This is a genomic window from Catenuloplanes japonicus, from assembly GCF_000717135.1.
GTDB classification, from domain to species: Bacteria; Actinomycetota; Actinomycetes; order Mycobacteriales; family Micromonosporaceae; genus Catenuloplanes; species Catenuloplanes japonicus.
In genome coordinates, this window is the sequence record NZ_JNXY01000024.1 from 289,716 (window position 1) to 307,583 (window position 17,868).

Annotated in this window: 16 protein-coding genes; 10 read left to right on the forward strand and 6 right to left on the reverse strand. The window is 72.1% G+C overall.

The window, feature by feature from the left end:
- The first annotated feature begins 34 nt into the window (after positions 1 to 34).
- Positions 35 to 868, forward strand: coding sequence for a helix-turn-helix domain-containing protein (locus tag OP04_RS30425; protein ID WP_033343371.1), 834 nt, complete (start codon positions 35 to 37; stop codon positions 866 to 868).
- 2 nt (positions 869 to 870) lie between these two features.
- On the opposite strand, the gene OP04_RS30430 is transcribed toward OP04_RS30425, so the two are convergent.
- Complete coding sequence (locus OP04_RS30430; protein WP_157240598.1) at positions 871 to 1,479, reverse strand: hypothetical protein; 609 nt, start codon at positions 1,477 to 1,479, stop codon at positions 871 to 873.
- 148 nt (positions 1,480 to 1,627) lie between these two features.
- Between OP04_RS30430 and OP04_RS30435 the strand changes: the two genes are divergently transcribed.
- The 6 genes from OP04_RS30435 (at position 1,628) to OP04_RS30455 (ending at position 8,458) form a co-directional block, all read left to right on the forward strand.
- Positions 1,628 to 3,364 (forward strand): S9 family peptidase, encoded by a 1,737-nt coding sequence (locus OP04_RS30435; RefSeq protein ID WP_232323789.1) that lies wholly within the window; start codon positions 1,628 to 1,630, stop codon positions 3,362 to 3,364.
- On the forward strand, positions 3,315 to 3,461 hold the full coding sequence (locus tag OP04_RS54890; RefSeq protein WP_198154034.1) for a hypothetical protein: 147 nt from the start codon (positions 3,315 to 3,317) through the stop codon (positions 3,459 to 3,461). Before OP04_RS30435 ends, OP04_RS54890 begins: the two co-directional genes overlap by 50 nt.
- 158 nt (positions 3,462 to 3,619) lie before the next feature.
- Positions 3,620 to 5,479 carry a RiPP maturation radical SAM C-methyltransferase gene (locus OP04_RS30440; RefSeq protein WP_033343273.1) on the forward strand — a complete coding sequence of 620 codons (1,860 nt, stop codon included), beginning with the start codon at positions 3,620 to 3,622 and terminating at the stop codon, positions 5,477 to 5,479.
- Positions 5,460 to 6,053 (forward strand): DUF5825 family protein, encoded by a 594-nt coding sequence (locus OP04_RS30445; protein ID WP_033343274.1) that lies wholly within the window; start codon positions 5,460 to 5,462, stop codon positions 6,051 to 6,053. The genes OP04_RS30440 and OP04_RS30445 overlap by 20 nt, the downstream gene beginning before the upstream one ends.
- Before the next feature lie 13 nt (positions 6,054 to 6,066).
- Positions 6,067 to 7,239 carry a cytochrome P450 family protein gene (locus tag OP04_RS30450; protein WP_033343275.1) on the forward strand — a complete coding sequence of 391 codons (1,173 nt, stop codon included), beginning with the start codon at positions 6,067 to 6,069 and terminating at the stop codon, positions 7,237 to 7,239.
- Positions 7,232 to 8,458: an MFS transporter gene (locus OP04_RS30455; RefSeq protein WP_033343276.1), complete on the forward strand. Its 1,227-nt coding sequence runs from the start codon at positions 7,232 to 7,234 to the stop codon at positions 8,456 to 8,458. Before OP04_RS30450 ends, OP04_RS30455 begins: the two co-directional genes overlap by 8 nt.
- A gap of 37 nt (positions 8,459 to 8,495) precedes the next feature.
- On the opposite strand, the gene OP04_RS30460 is transcribed toward OP04_RS30455, so the two are convergent.
- Positions 8,496 to 10,097 (reverse strand): beta-1,3-glucanase family protein, encoded by a 1,602-nt coding sequence (locus OP04_RS30460; protein WP_033343277.1) that lies wholly within the window; start codon positions 10,095 to 10,097, stop codon positions 8,496 to 8,498.
- Between the two features lie 141 nt (positions 10,098 to 10,238).
- Positions 10,239 to 11,252: an AraC family transcriptional regulator gene (locus OP04_RS30465; RefSeq protein ID WP_198154035.1), complete on the reverse strand. Its 1,014-nt coding sequence runs from the start codon at positions 11,250 to 11,252 to the stop codon at positions 10,239 to 10,241.
- 62 nt (positions 11,253 to 11,314) lie between these two features.
- Between OP04_RS30465 and OP04_RS30470 the strand changes: the two genes are divergently transcribed.
- The 3 genes from OP04_RS30470 (at position 11,315) to OP04_RS30480 (ending at position 13,193) form a co-directional block, all read left to right on the forward strand.
- A complete protein-coding gene (locus tag OP04_RS30470) occupies positions 11,315 to 11,692 on the forward strand; it encodes an ester cyclase (RefSeq protein WP_033343278.1) in 378 nt (125 codons plus the stop codon).
- Positions 11,685 to 12,767 (forward strand): Gfo/Idh/MocA family protein, encoded by a 1,083-nt coding sequence (locus tag OP04_RS30475; protein WP_033343279.1) that lies wholly within the window; start codon positions 11,685 to 11,687, stop codon positions 12,765 to 12,767. Before OP04_RS30470 ends, OP04_RS30475 begins: the two co-directional genes overlap by 8 nt.
- 147 nt (positions 12,768 to 12,914) lie before the next feature.
- Positions 12,915 to 13,193 (forward strand): GlsB/YeaQ/YmgE family stress response membrane protein, encoded by a 279-nt coding sequence (locus tag OP04_RS30480; protein WP_033343280.1) that lies wholly within the window; start codon positions 12,915 to 12,917, stop codon positions 13,191 to 13,193.
- Between the two features lie 61 nt (positions 13,194 to 13,254).
- On the opposite strand, the gene OP04_RS30485 is transcribed toward OP04_RS30480, so the two are convergent.
- The 3 genes from OP04_RS30485 to OP04_RS30495 are packed head-to-tail and all read right to left on the reverse strand — an operon-like array spanning position 13,255 to position 17,789.
- Positions 13,255 to 14,118, reverse strand: coding sequence for a poly(ethylene terephthalate) hydrolase family protein (locus tag OP04_RS30485; RefSeq protein WP_033343281.1), 864 nt, complete (start codon positions 14,116 to 14,118; stop codon positions 13,255 to 13,257).
- A 57-nt stretch (positions 14,119 to 14,175) separates the two neighbouring features.
- Positions 14,176 to 15,462, reverse strand: a complete 1,287-nt coding sequence (locus OP04_RS30490) for a hypothetical protein (protein ID WP_033343282.1) — start codon at positions 15,460 to 15,462, stop codon at positions 14,176 to 14,178.
- A 56-nt stretch (positions 15,463 to 15,518) separates the two neighbouring features.
- Positions 15,519 to 17,789 (reverse strand): DUF4132 domain-containing protein, encoded by a 2,271-nt coding sequence (locus OP04_RS30495; RefSeq protein ID WP_033343283.1) that lies wholly within the window; start codon positions 17,787 to 17,789, stop codon positions 15,519 to 15,521.
- Between the last annotated feature and the right edge of the window lie 79 nt (positions 17,790 to 17,868).

Genomic DNA, 17,868 nt, shown 5'->3' on the forward strand with positions numbered 1-17,868 from the left:
GCTGGGGTCCGCAGTGCCGCCGATACTCGACGTCATGGAAGCGAAACGGCAGCTGGGCGAGTTCCTGCAGAGCAGGCGTGCGCAGTTGCGGCCGGAGGACGTGGAGGTCGCCACGTACGGCGGGCGGCGGCGGGTGCCGGGGCTGCGCCGGGAGGAGCTGGCGCTGCTGGCCGGGGTCAGCGCCTCCTACTACTCGCGGCTGGAGCAGGGGCAGGCGGCGAACGCCTCGCCCGAGATCCTGGACGCGCTGGCTCGCGCGCTGCGGCTGAACGACGCGGAACGGCGTCATCTGCACGCGCTGGCGTCCGGGACCCGGCGGAAGCCGCGGCGGCCGGTACCGGAGCGGCTCACCCCGGCGGTACGCCAGCTGGTCGGCGCGCTGGGGGACGTGCCCGTCATCGTGCTGGGGCGGCGCACGGACGTGCTGGCCTGGAACGCGGCCGGGCACGCGCTGTTCGCCGGGCACCTCGATCCGGCCGCGCCGGAGAAGGCGAACATGGCCTGGCTGCTGTTCCTGGACGCGCACGCGCGGGACCTGTACGTGAACTGGCCCGTGAAGGCCCGCACGGTCGTGTCCACGCTGCGCCGCACGTCCGGGCAGTTCCCGGACGATCCGCTGCTCGCGGCGCTGGTCGGTGAGCTGTCCGTGAAGAGCCCGGAGTTCGCGGCCATGTGGTCCGCGCACCCGGTGAAGTCCGCCGGGGACGCCGCCTACGACATGCGGCACCCGCTGGTCGGCACGCTGACGGTGACGCAGCAGACGCTGCGTACCGAGGACGGTTTCGTGGTGGTGATCGCCACGGCCGTGCCGGACTCGCCGTCGCAGGCCGCGCTGACCCTGCTGGTGCACCACGCGCTGACCGTCTGACGCTACCGAGGGGGGCGATATGTGGACAGCGTCGTCTCCAGCCGGGACAGCTCCCGCACCGACGTACGCAGCGCCTCGTGCTCGGCCAGCAGCGCGGCGACCTCCTCGTTGCGGGCCGCGACCGCGGCGGCCCGCTGCTCGCGCAGTTCCCGTTCCGCCTCGCGGGTGGACAGCCGCGAGCCGAGGCCGAGGCTGAGCGGCAGCGCGATCGCACGGCGGCGACGGCGGCGCAGTGCGGGCACGTCCACGTCCGGGTTCTGGCCGCCGCCCTGCGTCTTGATCGTGCCCGCGGCCGCGGCCGCGACCAGCGCCGCGGTGCGCAGCTGGCGGGCCAGGTGCTCGATCGGCCGGGAGTGCTGGTCCTGCAACGCCTTGATCGCGAGGACGCTGTCGCGCAGCCGCCGTACCGTGTCCGTGTACTTCGCGTCCTTGATCACGGCGGACGCGTCCGCGCCGAGCGCGTTCTTGATCGCGTCGGTGACCGACTTCAGCGGCACGTCATCGTCGTCGCTCAGCAGCGCGTCGAGCCGGGCCGGACAGGCGATCTTCCCGCCCGAATGGCCGGGACCCGTATTTCTCCGGGACGTGCGCCCTCGCGGCGGCTCAACCATGAGAGTTGGGCGCTGATCCACAGGCGTACCACAAGGCGAAACAACCCCTCGACATGTAGTCATTTGGCCACGCTGAGCAATCAGTGCATTTACCTTCGGCACTGCCGCGCCTACTATGAGTGATCACGACACCAGACGGGGGAGGATCGTGACCGCGCCGATGTTCGCTGCCGCCTGCCCTCCGCACGCCGTTGAGATCACCGATTCCGGTGCGGTCGTCGCCTGGGACCGGGTGTCCGGCACCCGTCGCACCCTCGGCGATCCGTCACTCACCGTGACCGCGTGCGCGATCGAGCCGGACGGGTCGCACGTCTGGTGGTTCACCGAGAGTGGTGGCTGGTGGCGGCAGCCGTTCGACGGCGGGCCCGCGCTGCCGGGTGCGCCGCCGGGGCGTCAGCGCGGCATCGCGTTCGACGCGGACGGGCGTACCGTCGCGGTCTGTCTCGGGACCGGCGACCGGACCGTCTGTCACCTCGGGCCGCCCGGCGGGACCGCACGGCCGGTCGCGGCGGCGGACGGCTGCTTCACGCTCGCCGACCTGTCCGCGGACGGAGAACTGCTGGTCCTGGCCGGGACGCCGGGCACGCCCACGGCCGCGATGCTGATCACGCCGGGCACGGCGGAGCCGCCGGTCGTGCTGGGCGGGCGGATCTGGCCGCTGGAGCTGCGGCCCGGCCGCGAGGTGGAGCTGCTGCTCGCGATCGAGGAGGACGACCGCTTCGCGGTGGCGGTGTGGACGCCGGACGCCGGGCTGTCCGTGCAGAAGTGGCTGCGTTTCGACACCGAGATCACCGCGCACTGGTACGGCCGGGAGGGCCGCCGCGTGCTCGTGCAGCAGGACCGGCACGGCCGCAGCACGCTGCTGCTCGCCGACCTGGACAGTCGCACGCTCACGCCGGTCCCGACGCCGCCGGGCACGATCCTGGACCTGTCCGAGGCCCCGGACGGCGTGCTGCACTACGTCTTCAGCACGGAGGGCGTGCCACCCCACCGGCGCACGGCAGACCCCCGCCGCCCCGCGGCACCGGCCGTGCCACGCCCGGACCGCACCCGGCGCGCGCTGTGGACCGGCGAGGTCCACACGCTCCTCGCGACGCCGGACGGCGCCGGGCCGTGGCCGGCCGTCCAGCTGCTGCACGGCGGCCCGTTCCTGCACGACCGGGACTGCCACGACCCGCGCGTGGAGGCGCTGGTCCGGGCCGGGTACGCGGTCGCGCGCACCAACTACCGCGGGTCGACCGGCTACGGCGCCCGGTGGCGGCGCGCCGGCGGGCCACGGGTCGGGCACACCCAGCTCGACGACCTGGCCGCCGTACGCGCGCACCTGATCGCGGACGGCGTCGCCGAGGCCGGGCGGATCGCGCTGTGGGGACACTCGTGGGGCGGCTACCTGGCGCTGCTCGGCATGGGCGTCCGGCCGGGCGAGTGGGTGGCCGGGCTGGCCTCCTCCCCCGTCGCGGACTATCCGGCCGCGTATGCGCAGACCACGCCCGCCCTGCGCGAGCTGGACGACGAGCTGTTCGGCGGCGGTCCGGACCGTGTGCCCGAGCGCTACCGGGACGCGAGCCCGCTCACCTGGGCGTCCCGGGTGAGCGGACCGCTGTGCATCGCGGCCGCGACCGGCGACGACCGGTGCCCGCCCGGACAGATCCACTCCTACCTGGCGGTGCTGCGGCGGCACGGCGTACCCCATCGGATGCTGTGGACCGGTGGTGGCCATGACGGCGAACCGGGCCGGGACACCGCCGTCTTCACCGCGATGCTGGCGTTCGCGGACGCCGCCCTGAAGCCGCCCCGATCCGACGACCATCGAGCGGCGAGGGAGGTGAATCGATATGAAGCGACGCAGCGTACGGCACGACCCGATCAGCTCGCCGGAGCGTGACCGCGGTGCGGTCATCGTCCGGATGCTGATGGACCTGGGCGACGCCGTCCCGGCGCAGACCGCCCCGGCGGAGAAGGAGAGCACGACCGACAAGTGAGCCTTTTTCAACGTGGTCCCAGCCCGTGCGCGCCCGTCCCATGAACTCCTCCGTGGCGTGTGTCCGCTGGCCAGGTTGAAAATTGCTCATTGATCCACCGGTGGTTCCGGGGCGGGCGCGTGCCCGTTCCGGGGCCCCGCGACCGCGGAGAGGGCCCGATGAGAATCACCCTGGTGCACATGCCGTGGGGCGCGCTGGACGTGCCGTCGCTCGCGCTCGGCATCATGCGCGAGGTCGCCCGGCGGCGCGGGCACGAGGTCGAGGTCCGGTACGCGAACCTGGACTTCGCGGACTGGATCACCCGGCGGCTGCCGTTCGGTCTGCGCGACTACCAGTACTTCTCCGAGGACTCCTACTTCCAGGGCGCGGGTGACTGGGTGTTCGCGGGCGCGCTGCACGGCACGTCGCGGCCGTTCGCCCCGTTCGCGAAGCTGCTCGACGACGCCGGGGCGAGCGCGCACGAGACCGCGCTCACCCGTGAGCTGCACGCATGCGCGCCGGACTGGATCACGGAACTGGTCGGCGACATCGTGGCCGGGGATCCGGAGATGGTCGGGTTCACCAGCACGTTCCAGCAGAACTGCGCGAGCCTGGCCGCGGCCCGGCTGATCAAGCGGCTCCGGCCGGGCGTGCGTGTGGTGCTGGGCGGCGCGAACTGCGACGGCCCGCAGGGTGCGGCGCTGCACCGCAACTTCCCGTTCGTCGACTACGTGGTCCGCGGCGAGGGCGAGCCCGCGTTCCCGGCGCTGCTCGACGCGCTTTCGACCGGAGACGACCTGTCGCACGTCCCCGGCCTGTGCTGGCGGGACGCGACCGGGGCCGCGCGGGCAAACGACGTGGCGACCCGGCCGCTGGCCCCGAACGAGATCGTCGCGCCGGACTACGACGGCTTCCCGGAACGGCTGGACGCCTCGGCCGCGGCCGGCTGGGTCGCGCCACGGCTGGTCGTCGAGGGATCGCGCGGCTGCTGGTGGGGCGAGAAGCACCACTGCACGTTCTGCGGGCTGAACGGCACGCTGATGGAGTTCCGCAGCAAGAGCCCGCGGCAGTTCCACGACGAGGTGCTGGCGCTGGCCGCCCGGCACCGGCTGCTGGACTTCGTCGTGGTGGACAACATCCTGGACATGGCCTACTTCGACTCGGTGCTGGCCTGGATCGCCGAGTCCGGCTACGACCTGCGCCTGCACTTCGAGGTCAAGGCGAACCTGCGCCGCCACCACCTGCAACGGCTGGCCGACGCGGGCGCGGTGCAGGTGCAGCCCGGCGTGGAGAGCCTCAACGGGCACGTGCTGAAGCTGATGGACAAGGGCGTCACCGGCTGCCAGAACGTGCGCGCGCTGCGGGACGCGCAGAGCGTCGGCGTGACCGCGAGCTGGAACTACCTGTACGGCTTCCCGGGCGAGACCGCGGACGACTACGACTCGGTGATCCGGCAGCTGCCCCGGCTGCACCACCTCGAGCCGCCGGTCGGTGCGAACCGGATCGCGGTCGAGCGGTTCAGCCCGTACTTCAACCGGCCCGAGCTGGGGTTCTCCGCGCTGCGGCCGGCGCCGATGTACCACCAGATCTACGAACTGCCGGAGCACGAGCTGTTCGACCTGGCGTACATCTTCGCCTGCGTGCCGCAGGGCATCGGCCGGGATCGGGGCGCGGCGCTGGAGAGCGCGGTCGACGCGTGGCGCGCGGCCTATCCGGACAGCCGGCTCACCGTGCACGACCTCGACGACCGGCTCGTGCTGGTCAACCGGCGCGAGGCGTACCCCTGGACGGTCCTTGATCTTCAAGACCCCGGCGAGGTCGCGCTGTTCCGGCTGCTGGCACAGCCGCACAAGCCGGCCGCGCTCGCCGGGAAGCTGCCGGGCGTGCCGGTGGACGCGCTGATCGACCGCTGGGTGGAGCTGGGGCTGCTGTTCACGGACGCGGGACAGTACGTGCACCTGGCCGTGGACGCGGACAACCAGGTGCTGGCCCGCATCGAGCACCGGCTGGAGGCGCCCGATGTCACCGCCGTCGGCTGAGGCCGTGCTGTTCCGGGACTACCACCCCGCCGTTGCCGATATGCCAGGAATGTCGCTCGGCGCGCGCAGGCTGACCGGACCGGCCGGGCCGCTGGCCGCGAACCTGCGCCGGGACGGCGTGCGGCACGTGCGGCTGCCCGCGGCCGTGCGGCTCTGCGCGGACGCGGACCCGGACGCGGCCTGGACCGTGGCGCTGCTGCGCGAGCTGACCGCGCACGGGCTGTCCGTCGACTGGACCGCGGACTGCGGCTGCGGGCTGTGCGAGCCGCTGTTCCGGCACCTGCACCCGCCCGCGACCGACGACGGCCCCTGGCGGCAGTCGTTCTACCTGGGCAAATGTGTGTGCCGGCGCGGGCCGGGTTTCGCCGAGGTCCGTGATCGGCGCACCGGCGTCCTGGAGATGTTCACCATCGACGCGCCCGCGCACCTGGCCGCGATCGACAGGGCCCGGGACGGCGCCGACGAGGTGCCCGAGGAGCTGATCGACAGCGGGCTGGCGATCGTCCGGGCCGGCCGGGTGTGGTGGCTGCCGACCTCCGTGTACCGCTGGCCGTTCCCCGCTCTCATCATCTGACGTCAGGAGTGGCATGCAGGCACCGTTCGTCGTCGATCCGTACCCGTCGCTGGCCCGGCTGCGGGAGAACGGCCCCGTCTCGATCATCCACGGCGAGGGCGGCCTGGCCATGTACGTCCTCGCCCGCTACGACGACGTGCGGGCCGCACTCGCCGACCCGCGGTTCGGCCAGGACGCGCGCCGGGCGCAGGAGCTGGCCAGCCGGCGGGTGGAGGGCGTCACGCTCGGCGGCGACATGATCCACATGCTGAACAGTGATCCGCCGGACCACACCCGGTTCCGGCGGCTGATCACCGGCGTGTTCACCGCACGGCGCGTCGCCGCGATGCGCCCGATGGTCTCGCGGATCACCGGTGAGCTGCTGGACGCGCTGGACGGCCGGGACAAGGCGGACCTGGTCGCGGACTTCGCGTTCCCGCTGCCCATGTACGTCATCTGCGAGCTGCTCGGCTTCCCGCCCGAGGACCGTTTCGCCTACCGGTCCTGGTCCACCGCGGTGCTCACCCACGACCCCGACCCCGAGGTGTACGCGCGGGCGCTCGACGAGATGGCCGCGTACATCGCCGGTATGCTGCGCACCCGCCGTGACTCGCCGCGCGACGACATCCTCACCGTACTGGTCCGTGCTCGTGACGATGGCACGCTGACCGAGCCGGAGATCATCGGCATGGTGTTCCTGCTGCTCATCGGCGGCCATGAGACCACGGTCAACCTGCTCGGCACCGCCTGCCTGGCCCTGCTGCACCACCCCGACCAGCACGCACGCCTCCTTGAGCACCCGGACCTGATGCCGGCCGCGATCGACGAGTTCCTCCGGTTCGAGTCGCCGGTCAGCATGGCCACGCTGCGCTTCACCCGGGAGCCGGTCGACGTGGGCGGCGTGCTGATCCCGGCCGGCGAGCTGGTGCTGCTGTCGCTCGGCGGCGCGAACCGGGACCCGCGCCGGTTCACCGACCCGGACCGGCTGATCCTGGACCGCGGCGATCCCGGGCACCTCGCGTTCGGCCACGGGCTGCACCGGTGTCTCGGCTCGCTGCTCGGCAAGATGGAGGGTGAGGTGGCGCTGACCGCGCTGCTGGCCCGGCACCCGCGGTTCACGCTCGCGGTGGACGAGGCCTCGCTGCCCTGGCGGAACACGATCATGCTGCGCGGGCTGGAGTCGCTGCCGGTGGTGCTCCATGGCTGAGGCGACCGCTGTGTCCGCCCGGCGTTTCCTGCCGCGGATCGATCCGGCGCCGCTGCGCAACCGTGGCTTCCGGCTGCTGTTCTCCGCCGAGGCGATCTCGGTGTTCGGCGACGCGTTCCACGCGGTCGCGCTGCCCTGGCTGATCTATCAGCTCGGCGGTGGCGCACGGGAGCTCGGGCTGATCGTCGGCGCGTACGGCGTGCTCCGGCTGGCCGGGACGCCGCTCGGCGGCATGCTCGCGGACCGGGTCGGCCCGCGCACGGTCATGTTCGCCGCCGACACCGGCCGTGCGGTGCTGACGGCCGCGATCGTGGTGCTCGCGGCCGCGGACCGGCCCAGCTTCGTGCTGCTCGGCGTGCTGGTCGCGGGCGTCGGGCTCGGCACCGGGCTGTTCCAGCCGGCCGCGTACGCGATCACGCCCACGCTGCTGCCCGCGGAACAGCTGCGGGCCGGGAACGCGCTGCACAGCGCGGCCGCGTTCGGCGCCGGGCTGGCCGGGCCCGCGCTGGCCGGCGTGCTGGTCGCGACGCTGTCCCCGGCCGTGGCGTTCGGCATCGACGCGGCCACGTTCCTGGTCTCGGCGGCCTGCCTGTTCGGGATCAGGTCCGCTACGCCGGTGTCTTCTTCCGCTGACGCGCCGCGCGCCACGATCTGGACCGTGCTGCGCAGCTCACGACTGCTGCGGACCGTCCTGGTGGTCACCGCGATCGCGAACCTCACGGTCGCCGGCCTGGTCCGGGTCGGGCTGCCGGAGTTCGCCACCGATCTGGGCGGCGGTGCGTCCACGCTCGGCTGGCTGCTGGCCGCGTTCACCGCCGGGTCGCTGGCCGGCGGGCTGTTCTCCACCGGGCTGACCACCGTGGACCACCTGGGGCGGACCGCGATGCTGTCCGGGCTGGTGATGGCCGGGATGCTGGCGGTGATCCCGTTCGTGGGCCACGCGGGCGCGCTGGCCGCGCTCGCGGTGGCCGGCGTGGGCAGCAGCGTCACCAACATCATGATCATTACGCTGGTGCAGCAGGACACGGCCCGGCACCTGCTCGGCCGCGTGATGAGCCTGATCATGCTGGCCGCGCTCGGGCTGTTCCCGCTCTCCACGATCATCGCCGGGTTCGTGGCCGAGGCCGCGAACGTGACCGTGCTGTTCCTGGCAACCGGCGTCACGCTCTCGGCAGCGTTCCTGTTCGGACTGTCCCGCCGCGAGATGCGCGACCGTTGATGGCCCGGCCGTGCCGCCACGGCCGGGCCCCCGTTCTCTATCCCTTGTGCCACTTCTGGTTGGCGGTGCCGGCGCAGTCCCAGATCTGCAGGCGCGCGCCGTCGGCCGCGTTCCAGTCCCGGATGTCGACGCACCGGTTCGCGCCCACGTTGACCAGGTCACCGGCGCCGGACAGGACGAACTGCTGCCACACGCTGCCGTTGCAGTTCGCCAGCTGGATGACCGTGCCGCCGGCCGGGTTGCCGCCGGCCACGTCCATGCACTTGCCGCCGGCCTGCAGCGTGCTACCGCTGAACGCCCACTTCTGCGCGTTCGTGTTGTTGCAGGTCCAGGTCTGCAGCTGCACGCCGTCGGAGAAGTTGCTGTTCGGCACGTCGATGCACTTGCCGTTCCAGTCGCTGATCAGCGGCACCGCGCCGGACGTGGGCGGCGGCGTGGTGCCACCGGCGCCGAACGGCGTCAGGATGATCGAGGCTGACCGCGGGTCGCCGTCGTGCACGAGCGACTCGAAGTTGCCGACGTCGTCGAACGCGAACGCGTACGCCTTACCGTCCACCATGTTCTGGTGGATGATCCGCGCGTAGTGGTTCGGCGCGCTGTTCTGGTAGAACTGCGCCGGGTTCGTCGACGGCTGCGTGTCGATCGTGCCCAGCGTGCCCCGGTTCAGCGCGGCGCACAGCGTCCGTGCGATCGGGCCGACCACCAGGTCGTTCGGGGCGAACAGGTCCTTGTCACAACCCCACACGGACGAGGACGAGGGCTTGTTGAACGAGGCCACCGCCGCACCGGACGTGTTGGTGAAGGTCATGACGTTCCCGGAGGTACGGCCGAAGTACTTCACGTTCGGCTGGTCCAGGAACGGCGTGACCGTGAGCGTCTTGCTCGTGTACGCGTTCCACGCGGACGTGATGTAGCCGTCCAGGTAGGTGGCGCTGAACTGCCCCGCCTCCGCAGCCTTGCCGGGGGCGAGCGCGCGCAGCACCGTACCGTCGGAGCGGGTCTTGATCGTGTTGGCCCATCCGGACTGGGCGCGGATCGCGTTGAAGACCGCGTTACGGCCGTCGTTGACCAGGTCGCCCTCGCGCTTGGTCACGCCGCTCGCGCCGGTCACCGTGACCGCGTGCGGCACCGAGATCATGTCGACCTGCGTGCTGTTGAGCCACAGCCCGTCCACGTTGTACGTGAACTCGCTCCAGTCGAACAGGATGTTGTGGTTGGCGTCCCCGCTGTTCCACGGCGCCGGCTGCACGAACCCGTCCGGCGTCAGGAACAGCTTGAGCTTCTCGCCGAACGAGAAGTAGATGCGCCCGGAGAACCCGCGCGGGAACTGCACCGTGGTCGAACCACCGTTGCCCGGCCCGCCGATCGCCACGTCCGGCGCCGGCGAGGGCGGGATCGACCCGGCCGGCCACGGCGTGAACGTGCCGCCCTGGTTCACGTAGCCGAGCCGCCCCGTGCTCAGGTTCGTCCCGATCACATACAGATAGGTGGCTTCGCCACGACCGGTGTTGTTGGTGACGGTCACCGGCAGCAGGGCGGGACCGACCGCCTCGGCCGGCTGGACGGCGGCGGTCACGATGAGTGGAACGCTCACCGCAAGCGCGGCGAGCAGATGCAGAAGCCTTCTCTTGGTACGCACTGAGACTCCCTCTGACGGGCCGGCACTCCCCGCCGACAGGCTGAGAGCGCTCTCAGCTTGAAACTGTTAAGAAGGTGTGTCAATAGGCGACCATCACTTCAACATCTCGGATTTTCAGTCGGGCCGAACGTCCGCTCCAGATCAGACCTGAGGCGACGGACCCGGGTCACCCTGGGACAGCGCGACGATCGCGCGGCGAGCGGAGTCGCGGAACTGCTTCGGGGAGGCGCCGACGACACGGCGGAAGGCGGTGCTGAACGCGCTCTCGGACTCGTAGCCGGTGGCGGCGGCGAGCTCGGAGATGGACCGCGTGTTGCGGCACAGCGCGTCGCGGGCCAGGCTCATCCGCCACTGGATCAGGTACTCCAGCGGCGGCGTGCCGACCTGGTCCTTGAAGGACGTGGCGAACGCCGAGCGGGACATCCGGCTGACGCCGGCGAGCTCCCGCAGCGTCCAGCGGTGCGCCACGTCCGCGTGCATGGCGCGCAGCGCCGCGCCGACGCCGTCCTGGTGGAGCGCGCCGAGCCAGCCGGCGGGCCGGTCGGTCTGCTCGACGTGGGCGCGCAGCACGTGCACGAACAGGATCTGCACGAGGTGGTCCAGGACCAGGGACCGGCCGGCGGCGGTGTTCTCCGCCTCCGCGCTCAGCAGGTCCGTCACGTGGGAGAGCAGCCTGCTGCGCGGGCTGGCGGCCTTGACGTGCACGAGCTGCGGCAGGATGTCGATCAGGATCTGCGCGTTGTTCTCGTCGAACCGGAACGACCCGCCACACAGATAGGTGTCCTCCTCCGCCTCCGCACCGATGCGCACCACGCCGTTCACGGCGGTGTCCCACAGCGACCGGGCGTCCTGCGGCGTGGCCGTGACGGAGCTGGCCAGCCGGTACGACGGCGGGTTGCTCAGCAGGTAGAAATCACCCTCCCCGAGCCGCACGGGATCACGACCGTCGAGGATCAGCAGGCCCGCACCGCGGACGACACCACCGATCCGCACGTGCGGGAACGCGTCGAAGCGCACCGCCCACGAACCCCCGGCGTGCAGGCCGGGGTGGACCGCGGCCTGCGGTCGCAGCAGCCCGATGGCGCCCGCGATCGGGTCGTCCGGGGCGAGCGACGGCGCAACGCTGGACGATGCGTAAAGACTATCGGACTTCACGTTATGGATCGTAGCAACGACGGGCGGGATTCTTGTCCCAACGACAACCGAGGAGAAACGCCATGCACGCGTTCTACGCCCGCTACATCGAGGCGCTCAACACCCGCGAGCTGCACCGGCTCGACGAGTTCGTCAGCGACGAGGTCACCTACTTCGGCGACCGGGTCACCCGCGACCAGATCTTCGCCGCCATCTCGTCCGAGATCGAGGCGATCCCGGACCTCAGCTGGGAGGTCACCGACCTCAGCGTGCACGGCGACGACCTGGCGGCCCGGCTGGTCAACCGCGGCACCCCGGTGAAGCCGTGGCTCGGCGTGGAACCCACCGGCCGGTCGTTCGAGATCGTCGAGTTCGCCGTCTACCGCACCTCGGGCGGGCGATTCGTCCACATGGCCAACCTGCACGACGCGGAGATGCTCGCGAAGCAACTCAATGCCTGACCGCCCGATCGGCGTCGGCATCGCCGGGCTGAGTGCCACGGGCGGGTGGGCCACCGCAGCCCACCTGCCCGCGCTCGCCGCGGTCGACGGGATCGAGTTGCGCGCGCTGGCCACCGGCTCGCCCGCCTCGGCCCGCGCCGCCTCGGCCCGGTACGGCGTCCCCGGCTACACGTCCGTCGCGCACCTCGCCGCGGACGAGAACGTCGACCTGGTGGTCGTCGCCGTCAAGGTGCCCGCACACCGGGAACTCCTGCTCCCGGCGCTGTACGCGGGCATCCCGGTGCTGTCGGAGTGGCCGCTCGCCGTCGACCTGGCCGAGGCCGAGGAGCTCCAGCGCGCGGCCGGCGGCACCCGGACCTTCATCGGCCTGCAGGGACGCGCGTCGCCGGTGTTCCGCTGGGTGCGGGACCTGGTGGGCCAGGGGCACGTGGGCGAGGTGCTCTCCGCGACCGTGGTGGCGTCCTCGACCGAGTGGGGCACGCCGGTCTCCCCGCGCGCGGTCTACACGCTGGACCGCGCGCTCGGGGCCACCATGCTGACCATCGCGTTCGGGTCCGCGATCGACCTGGTGTCCATGGTCGTCGGTGAGCTGCGGGACGTGGTCGCCACGACCGCGACCCGGCGCCCCCGGGTGCCGCTGACCACCACCGGGCAGCTCGTCCCGATGAGTGCCGAGGACCAGATCGCGATCTCCGGTACGGTGGCGGGCGGCGCGATCCTGTCCGCGCACCATCGCGGCGGCGCTGCCTCCGGCGCGGGATTCTCACTGGTCATCGACGGCACCGACGGGCGGCTGGAGATCACCGGCGCCGAGTTCCCGCACATCGGCCCGGTCACCGTGCGCGGGGCGGGGCCGGCCCTCCCGGACGGCTACGACCGCTATCCCCACCTGGCCGGGACGCACATCCACACGCTGGCCCACGCGTACGCCGCCATCCGGGACGACCTGGTCCACGGCACGACGCTCGCGCCCGGCTTCGCCCACGCCGTCCGCCGCCACCAGCTCCTGGACGCGATCACCCGCTCCGCGCGCACCGGGCAGCGGGTCGTCGTGAACCCCCAGGAGCAGCTGTGATCCAGGGATCACCTAAACGAAGTAGGTGGAGTGGATTGAAAAGTGGCGGGGCCGGGAACTCATGATTTCGACCGGCACGACCGGTCGCCGGATGTAGAGCGCGGCCCGACCCCCCGAGCCGCCCCGGGACCGTCAAAGGAGACTAACGTGACCGTCACCGGTATCGTTGTCGCACTGATCGTTGGCCTTATCATCGGCGCGCTGGGCCGCCTCGTCGTGCCGGGCAAGCAGAACATCCCGCTGTGGCTGACCCTGGTCATCGGTGTCGTCGCCGCCCTGCTCGGCACCGCCCTGGCCCGCGCGTTCGGGCTCGCGGAGACCAGCGGGTTCGACTGGTGGGAGCTGATCTTCCAGGTCGCGTTCGCGGCCATCGGCGTCGCGATCGTCGCCGGTGTCGGCGGCCGTCGCGGCCGAAGCGTCCTCTGACGCAGTCCTGCTGAACGGCGCCCTCCCGCAACATTGCGGGAGGGCGCCGTTCTGTGCGGGCTCAGGAGTGCGGGCAGGTGTCCCGGTACTCCTGGATCGCGGAGCCGGACGGCGCCGGGCACAGGAACTGCTCGTAGCGGGTGTCGTCGTCGATGAACCGCTTGAGCCAGGAGATGCTGTACTTCGCCACGGTCACGTTCGTCGAGGTCGGGGCCGAGTGCGAGGCGTTGTTGAGCTCCAGGTACGCCTTGTCCAGCGTCGACGGCAGGCTCGTGTAGAACGGCTCCGAGTGCGACGAGACCGGCGCGACCGTGTCGCTCTCCGCGCCGATGATCAGCGTCGGCACGCGGTCCGACGACCAGCTCTTGGTGCCGTGCCACGGCGTGAGCGGCACCGCGGCCTGCAGCGACGGCCTGGTGACGGACGCCGACAGGCTGCCGCCGCCGCCCATCGAGTGGCCCATGACGCCGAGGCGGGTGGCGTCGATCCGGGTACGCACGGAGCTGGTCCCGGTCAGGTAGTCCAGCGCCGCCAGCAGCTGCGTCCCCCGGCTGGCCGGCTGGTCGAGCGTGGACAGCGTGTCGATCGTGATCACGACGAACCCCTGCGAGGCCAGCCGCGGCCCCAGCCAGGACACCGACGACTGGCTGGCCGTGAAGCCGGGTGAGATCGCCACCGCGCCGAACGTCCCCTGCGCCGTGCTGGTCGGGTAGTAGATCGTGCCGCCCCCGAACCCGGACACGCTGGACCGGGACACCGTCACGGTGGCCGTCGCGAACGAGCCGGTGGCGGCCTCGATGCTGGCGGTGGTGGGCGCGGGCCCGCGCTCGTAGGGGTTCGCGGCCTGCGCCTGCCCCGGGACGGCGAGGGAGACGGCGGTCGCGAGAAGGGCGGCGATGGTCAGGCGCCGGTGCTTGTGGGCCACGGCGAGCTCCTTATATCGATGGACGGGAGTGGGTGCCGCCATCGTGTCCCCTCGGAGCTACTCGTGGGTAATCCTCTTGGGGTCATAATTCGCGACCACCCCGGTCGCCTCGCACCACCACCAGGGCCGGCCGTCGATCTCGCAGAACGGCGCGCGGACGGACGTGCTCGCCGCGGTGCGGTAGTCGGCGTCGGGCAGCAGGACCCGGACGGGCGCGGTCACGCCGGACGCGTCGGTGATCTCGACCGACCAGCCGACCATCCCGCGCGGGTCGTCGGTCAGTCGCCGGTGCGTCGTGGTGATCCACTGGTTGCGGGACCGCACCTCCGCGAGGAACGCGTCGATGTTCTCCAGCGCACGCAACTCCCGAGCGAGCGACTCCGCCTTGCGCCGGACCGGCACCGCCTCGCCGTCGTCCGGCCGGTCCGCCCGTCGCCGGGGCGTCAGGCCCTCCACCCAGCTGGCGCCGATCGTCGAGGTGACCGGGGTCGGATCCCTCGGGGAGCCGAGATCCGTCACGATCGCGCGCTGCGGAGTGATCTCCAGTTGGGCCAGGTCGTTGGCGGGCGCCCAGAAGTAGAAAGCAGATCTCGCCGACCTACGCTGTGTGACCGGAATCAGGTCGCGTGCGGCGGCGCGCACGATCAGGTCGTCGAAGCGGCGCAGTTGCCTCGGCTCGAACTGCGAGTTCCATCCGCTACAGGGCTCGCCGCGCTTCCGGTCGTTGCAGACCGTGCCCGGCGTGCATCGGAAGGAGATGAGCGCGCGATAGCCGCCCCGCACCGGCATCTCGAAGTCCGGGTCGGCGTAGCGCCGCCACTCCATGTGGTCGATCCGCGCCCAGGGCGCCCTGTTCATCACGGGGGTACGGATGCTGCTGGTCGCCCACAGCGGAGTGACCCCGGCCCTGTCTGCGACCGCCGAACGATTCCGGACCGTGCCGGGTGAGACGGGTGTCAGTTGTGGCTCGCAGGCGAGCGTGACGCCGTCGCCGTGGATCAGGGCCGACGTGCGCATCCGCCTGTCCGCGGCCAGGGGCACGTCGATCTCCGCTCGGAACCCATTCTTCTCGGCGGTACGGGCCATGCGTTCACGAAGCGCCTTGTGCTCGTCACTGTCGCGGTCCCATTCCGACTCGGCCGGCATGATGTGGACTGCGGTGCGGTGGCCGGTGGAGGTCTTCCGCAGGTACATCCACTGCTGGCAGTCGTCGTCGCAACCGCCGGCCCGGAACTCGGCACACTGCAGGACGCCGCGCACGATGCTGCCGTGCAGCCGCTCCCACAGCCCCGGAACGTCCGGATGCCCGAGATCCGCCCGGCGCAGATCGAGCTCGGCACCCATCGCCACATGGAAAACCGTCGACGCCATTTGCCTACATTAAGTCAGAACTTGACTACCTAGAGAGACGTGAGCGTAGTGATCTCGCGGATGACCTCGTCGAGGGTGATCGGGGCGAGTGTGGACAGCGGGAGGTGGTGGGGGCGGCGCCAGTGGAGGGTGCCGCTCTCCTCGGGGTAGGCGTCGGTGATGTGCGAGGAGGCGATGTCGAGGACGAAGATCAGGTCGGCGGGGAGGCGGCGGATCAGGCGGAACGCGCCGAACGGGAGGCCGGAGCGGACGTCCTCGTACCAGCCGTGGCGCTGGAGGGTGCGTTTGCGGCCCAGGTCGACCGGGCGGCCGATGACGCGGGTCAGCTCGGGGGCGGCCAGCTCGGCGGCGGTGAGCGGGAAGCGTTCGCGGCCGAGTTGCGGGAAGGGCTGCAGGATCTTGTAGTCGGTGAACAGCTCGCTCCAGCGGGCCAGGTCCGGGCCGATCTCGGCGGGGTGGGCCAGGGCGATCTGCGTGGACGGGTGGAGCGTGGCCGGGCGTTCGTCGAGGTCGGCGAGGCTGCCGTCCTCGCAGACGCGCAGCATGCGGGGCGGCGCGGACGGCGGGTACGAAGCCCAGAGGAGGCGGCGGGAGAGCGGGCCGAGCAGCGGGTGGCGGGTCAGGCGGGTGAGCTCGGCGGCGGGCCAGCGGGTGCCGGCGATCAGCGCCTGTTCCAGGTAGGCGACGTGGCGGGCGGTCTCGGTGCGCAGATCCTTGCGCAGGCGGGTCCAGCGGGCGCGGGCCGTGGCGACGGCGGCCGGGTCGTCGCGGGTGGTGGAGCGGGGCAGCGTGCGTGACACGGCTCCCGCAGGGACGGACAGCACGGGGGCCGGGCCGGTCGGCACACCACGGACACCGCCCACGGCGCGCGGCGTCTCGTCAGCGGCGCCGCCCACGGCGTCGCCCGGCGAGTCGGAGGCGTCTCTCGCCGGCCGAGACATCAGGCCGGAGGCATCGACCCGCGGCAGCACCTCGGCCACATAGGCCTCCAGCCCGTCGTCGACGCCCACGATCACCTGGCGCGGCCCGTAGTCGAGCGCCGTCCGCCCGTCCTCCCCCAGGCCCAGATCGACCGGTCCGGCACGGAACGGGACCTGTGCCGCGGTCAGCCCGTGCACGGCCGCGGCCTGCGCGAGACAGACCGGGACGCGGTCGCGGACCGTGGCCGCGTGCAGGCCGCTGAGCTGGTGCAGCTCCCACAGCGCGGCCCGTGCGACCGGCCCCCACTCGCGCCCGGCCAGCGCGCACAGCACCGCGATGCCCTCGCCGGCGCGCGCGAACCGTCTGCTCCCGGGCCAGGTGCGGATCTCCGCGCCGAGGCTCGCGGTCGTGTCCGCGTCGGCCAGGTGCGCCTGGGCGAGCAGGATCCACGACTCCTGCGGGGGCAGCGAGGCCGCGACCCACCGCTCCAGCAGTGCCGCGCCGAAGCGGGCCAGGTCCCGGGCGTCACAGAGCCGCCGGGCCGCCTCGATCACCGGCGTGCCGGGGGTGTCGGTGGCCGGCGGCGGCTGGGGTGCGGCGGCGGAGTCGACCGGGGTGGCGCGGCCGGTCGCGGGGTCGTAGTGGCCGGGTGCGGGCTCGGCGAGAGCGCCGAAACGGGTGTACGTCAGCGCGTCCAGCAGCGTGCGCACGTCCTCGACCGGCAGCGCGGTGCCGTCGGCGCGCAGCCGGATCGGCGGGAGCGTCTCGGCCAGGACCCACGGGATGAGCGCGCGCTGCGGCACGGAGACCTCGATGCCGAACGACGGCAGTGCGTCCACCCCGTACTCGGCGGCGGCCTTGTCGATGACCGTGCGGTGGCCGAGCCGGTCGAGCATGTGCAGCCCGGCGATCGCGTTGTCGCGGTGGGGTTTTGCGCGGGCGAGCGCGGGCGGGATGAGCGCGCGGGCGGCGGGCTCGGGGTGCCGGTCCAGCCACAGCCGGGCCCACAGGCGCGCGGACCCGGCGCGCGTGAGCCAGCCTGCCACCGTACCGGCGAGGTCTGGGGTGTGAAAAGGCAGCAGGAGCACACCCATCCTGTCGGGGTGCCGGGCCGCGATCCGCAGCGCGGAGGGCAGCACGTCCAGGCCGAATCGGGCGACGACGGACTGCTCCGGCTCGGTGCGGGCGCCGGGCGGCGGGTCCCACTCGGCGAACGTCCTCGTGTCCATCGTGTCCGGCGCGAGTGCGCGCCAACGGTCCCGCTCCCCCGGCAGCCAGGTCTCGCCGGGCGGGTCGTGGCAGACCAGGCCGGGGACGCGGATCGCCTTGGCCCGCGGCGGAGGCTCGGCCACCTCCGGCAGCAGGGGTGTGGATCGCATGCGGGGCACGCTAGCGGACCCCTCCGACAGAAAAATAGTAAAGAAACTTCAAAAATCTTTACATGTCTATGTACACCGG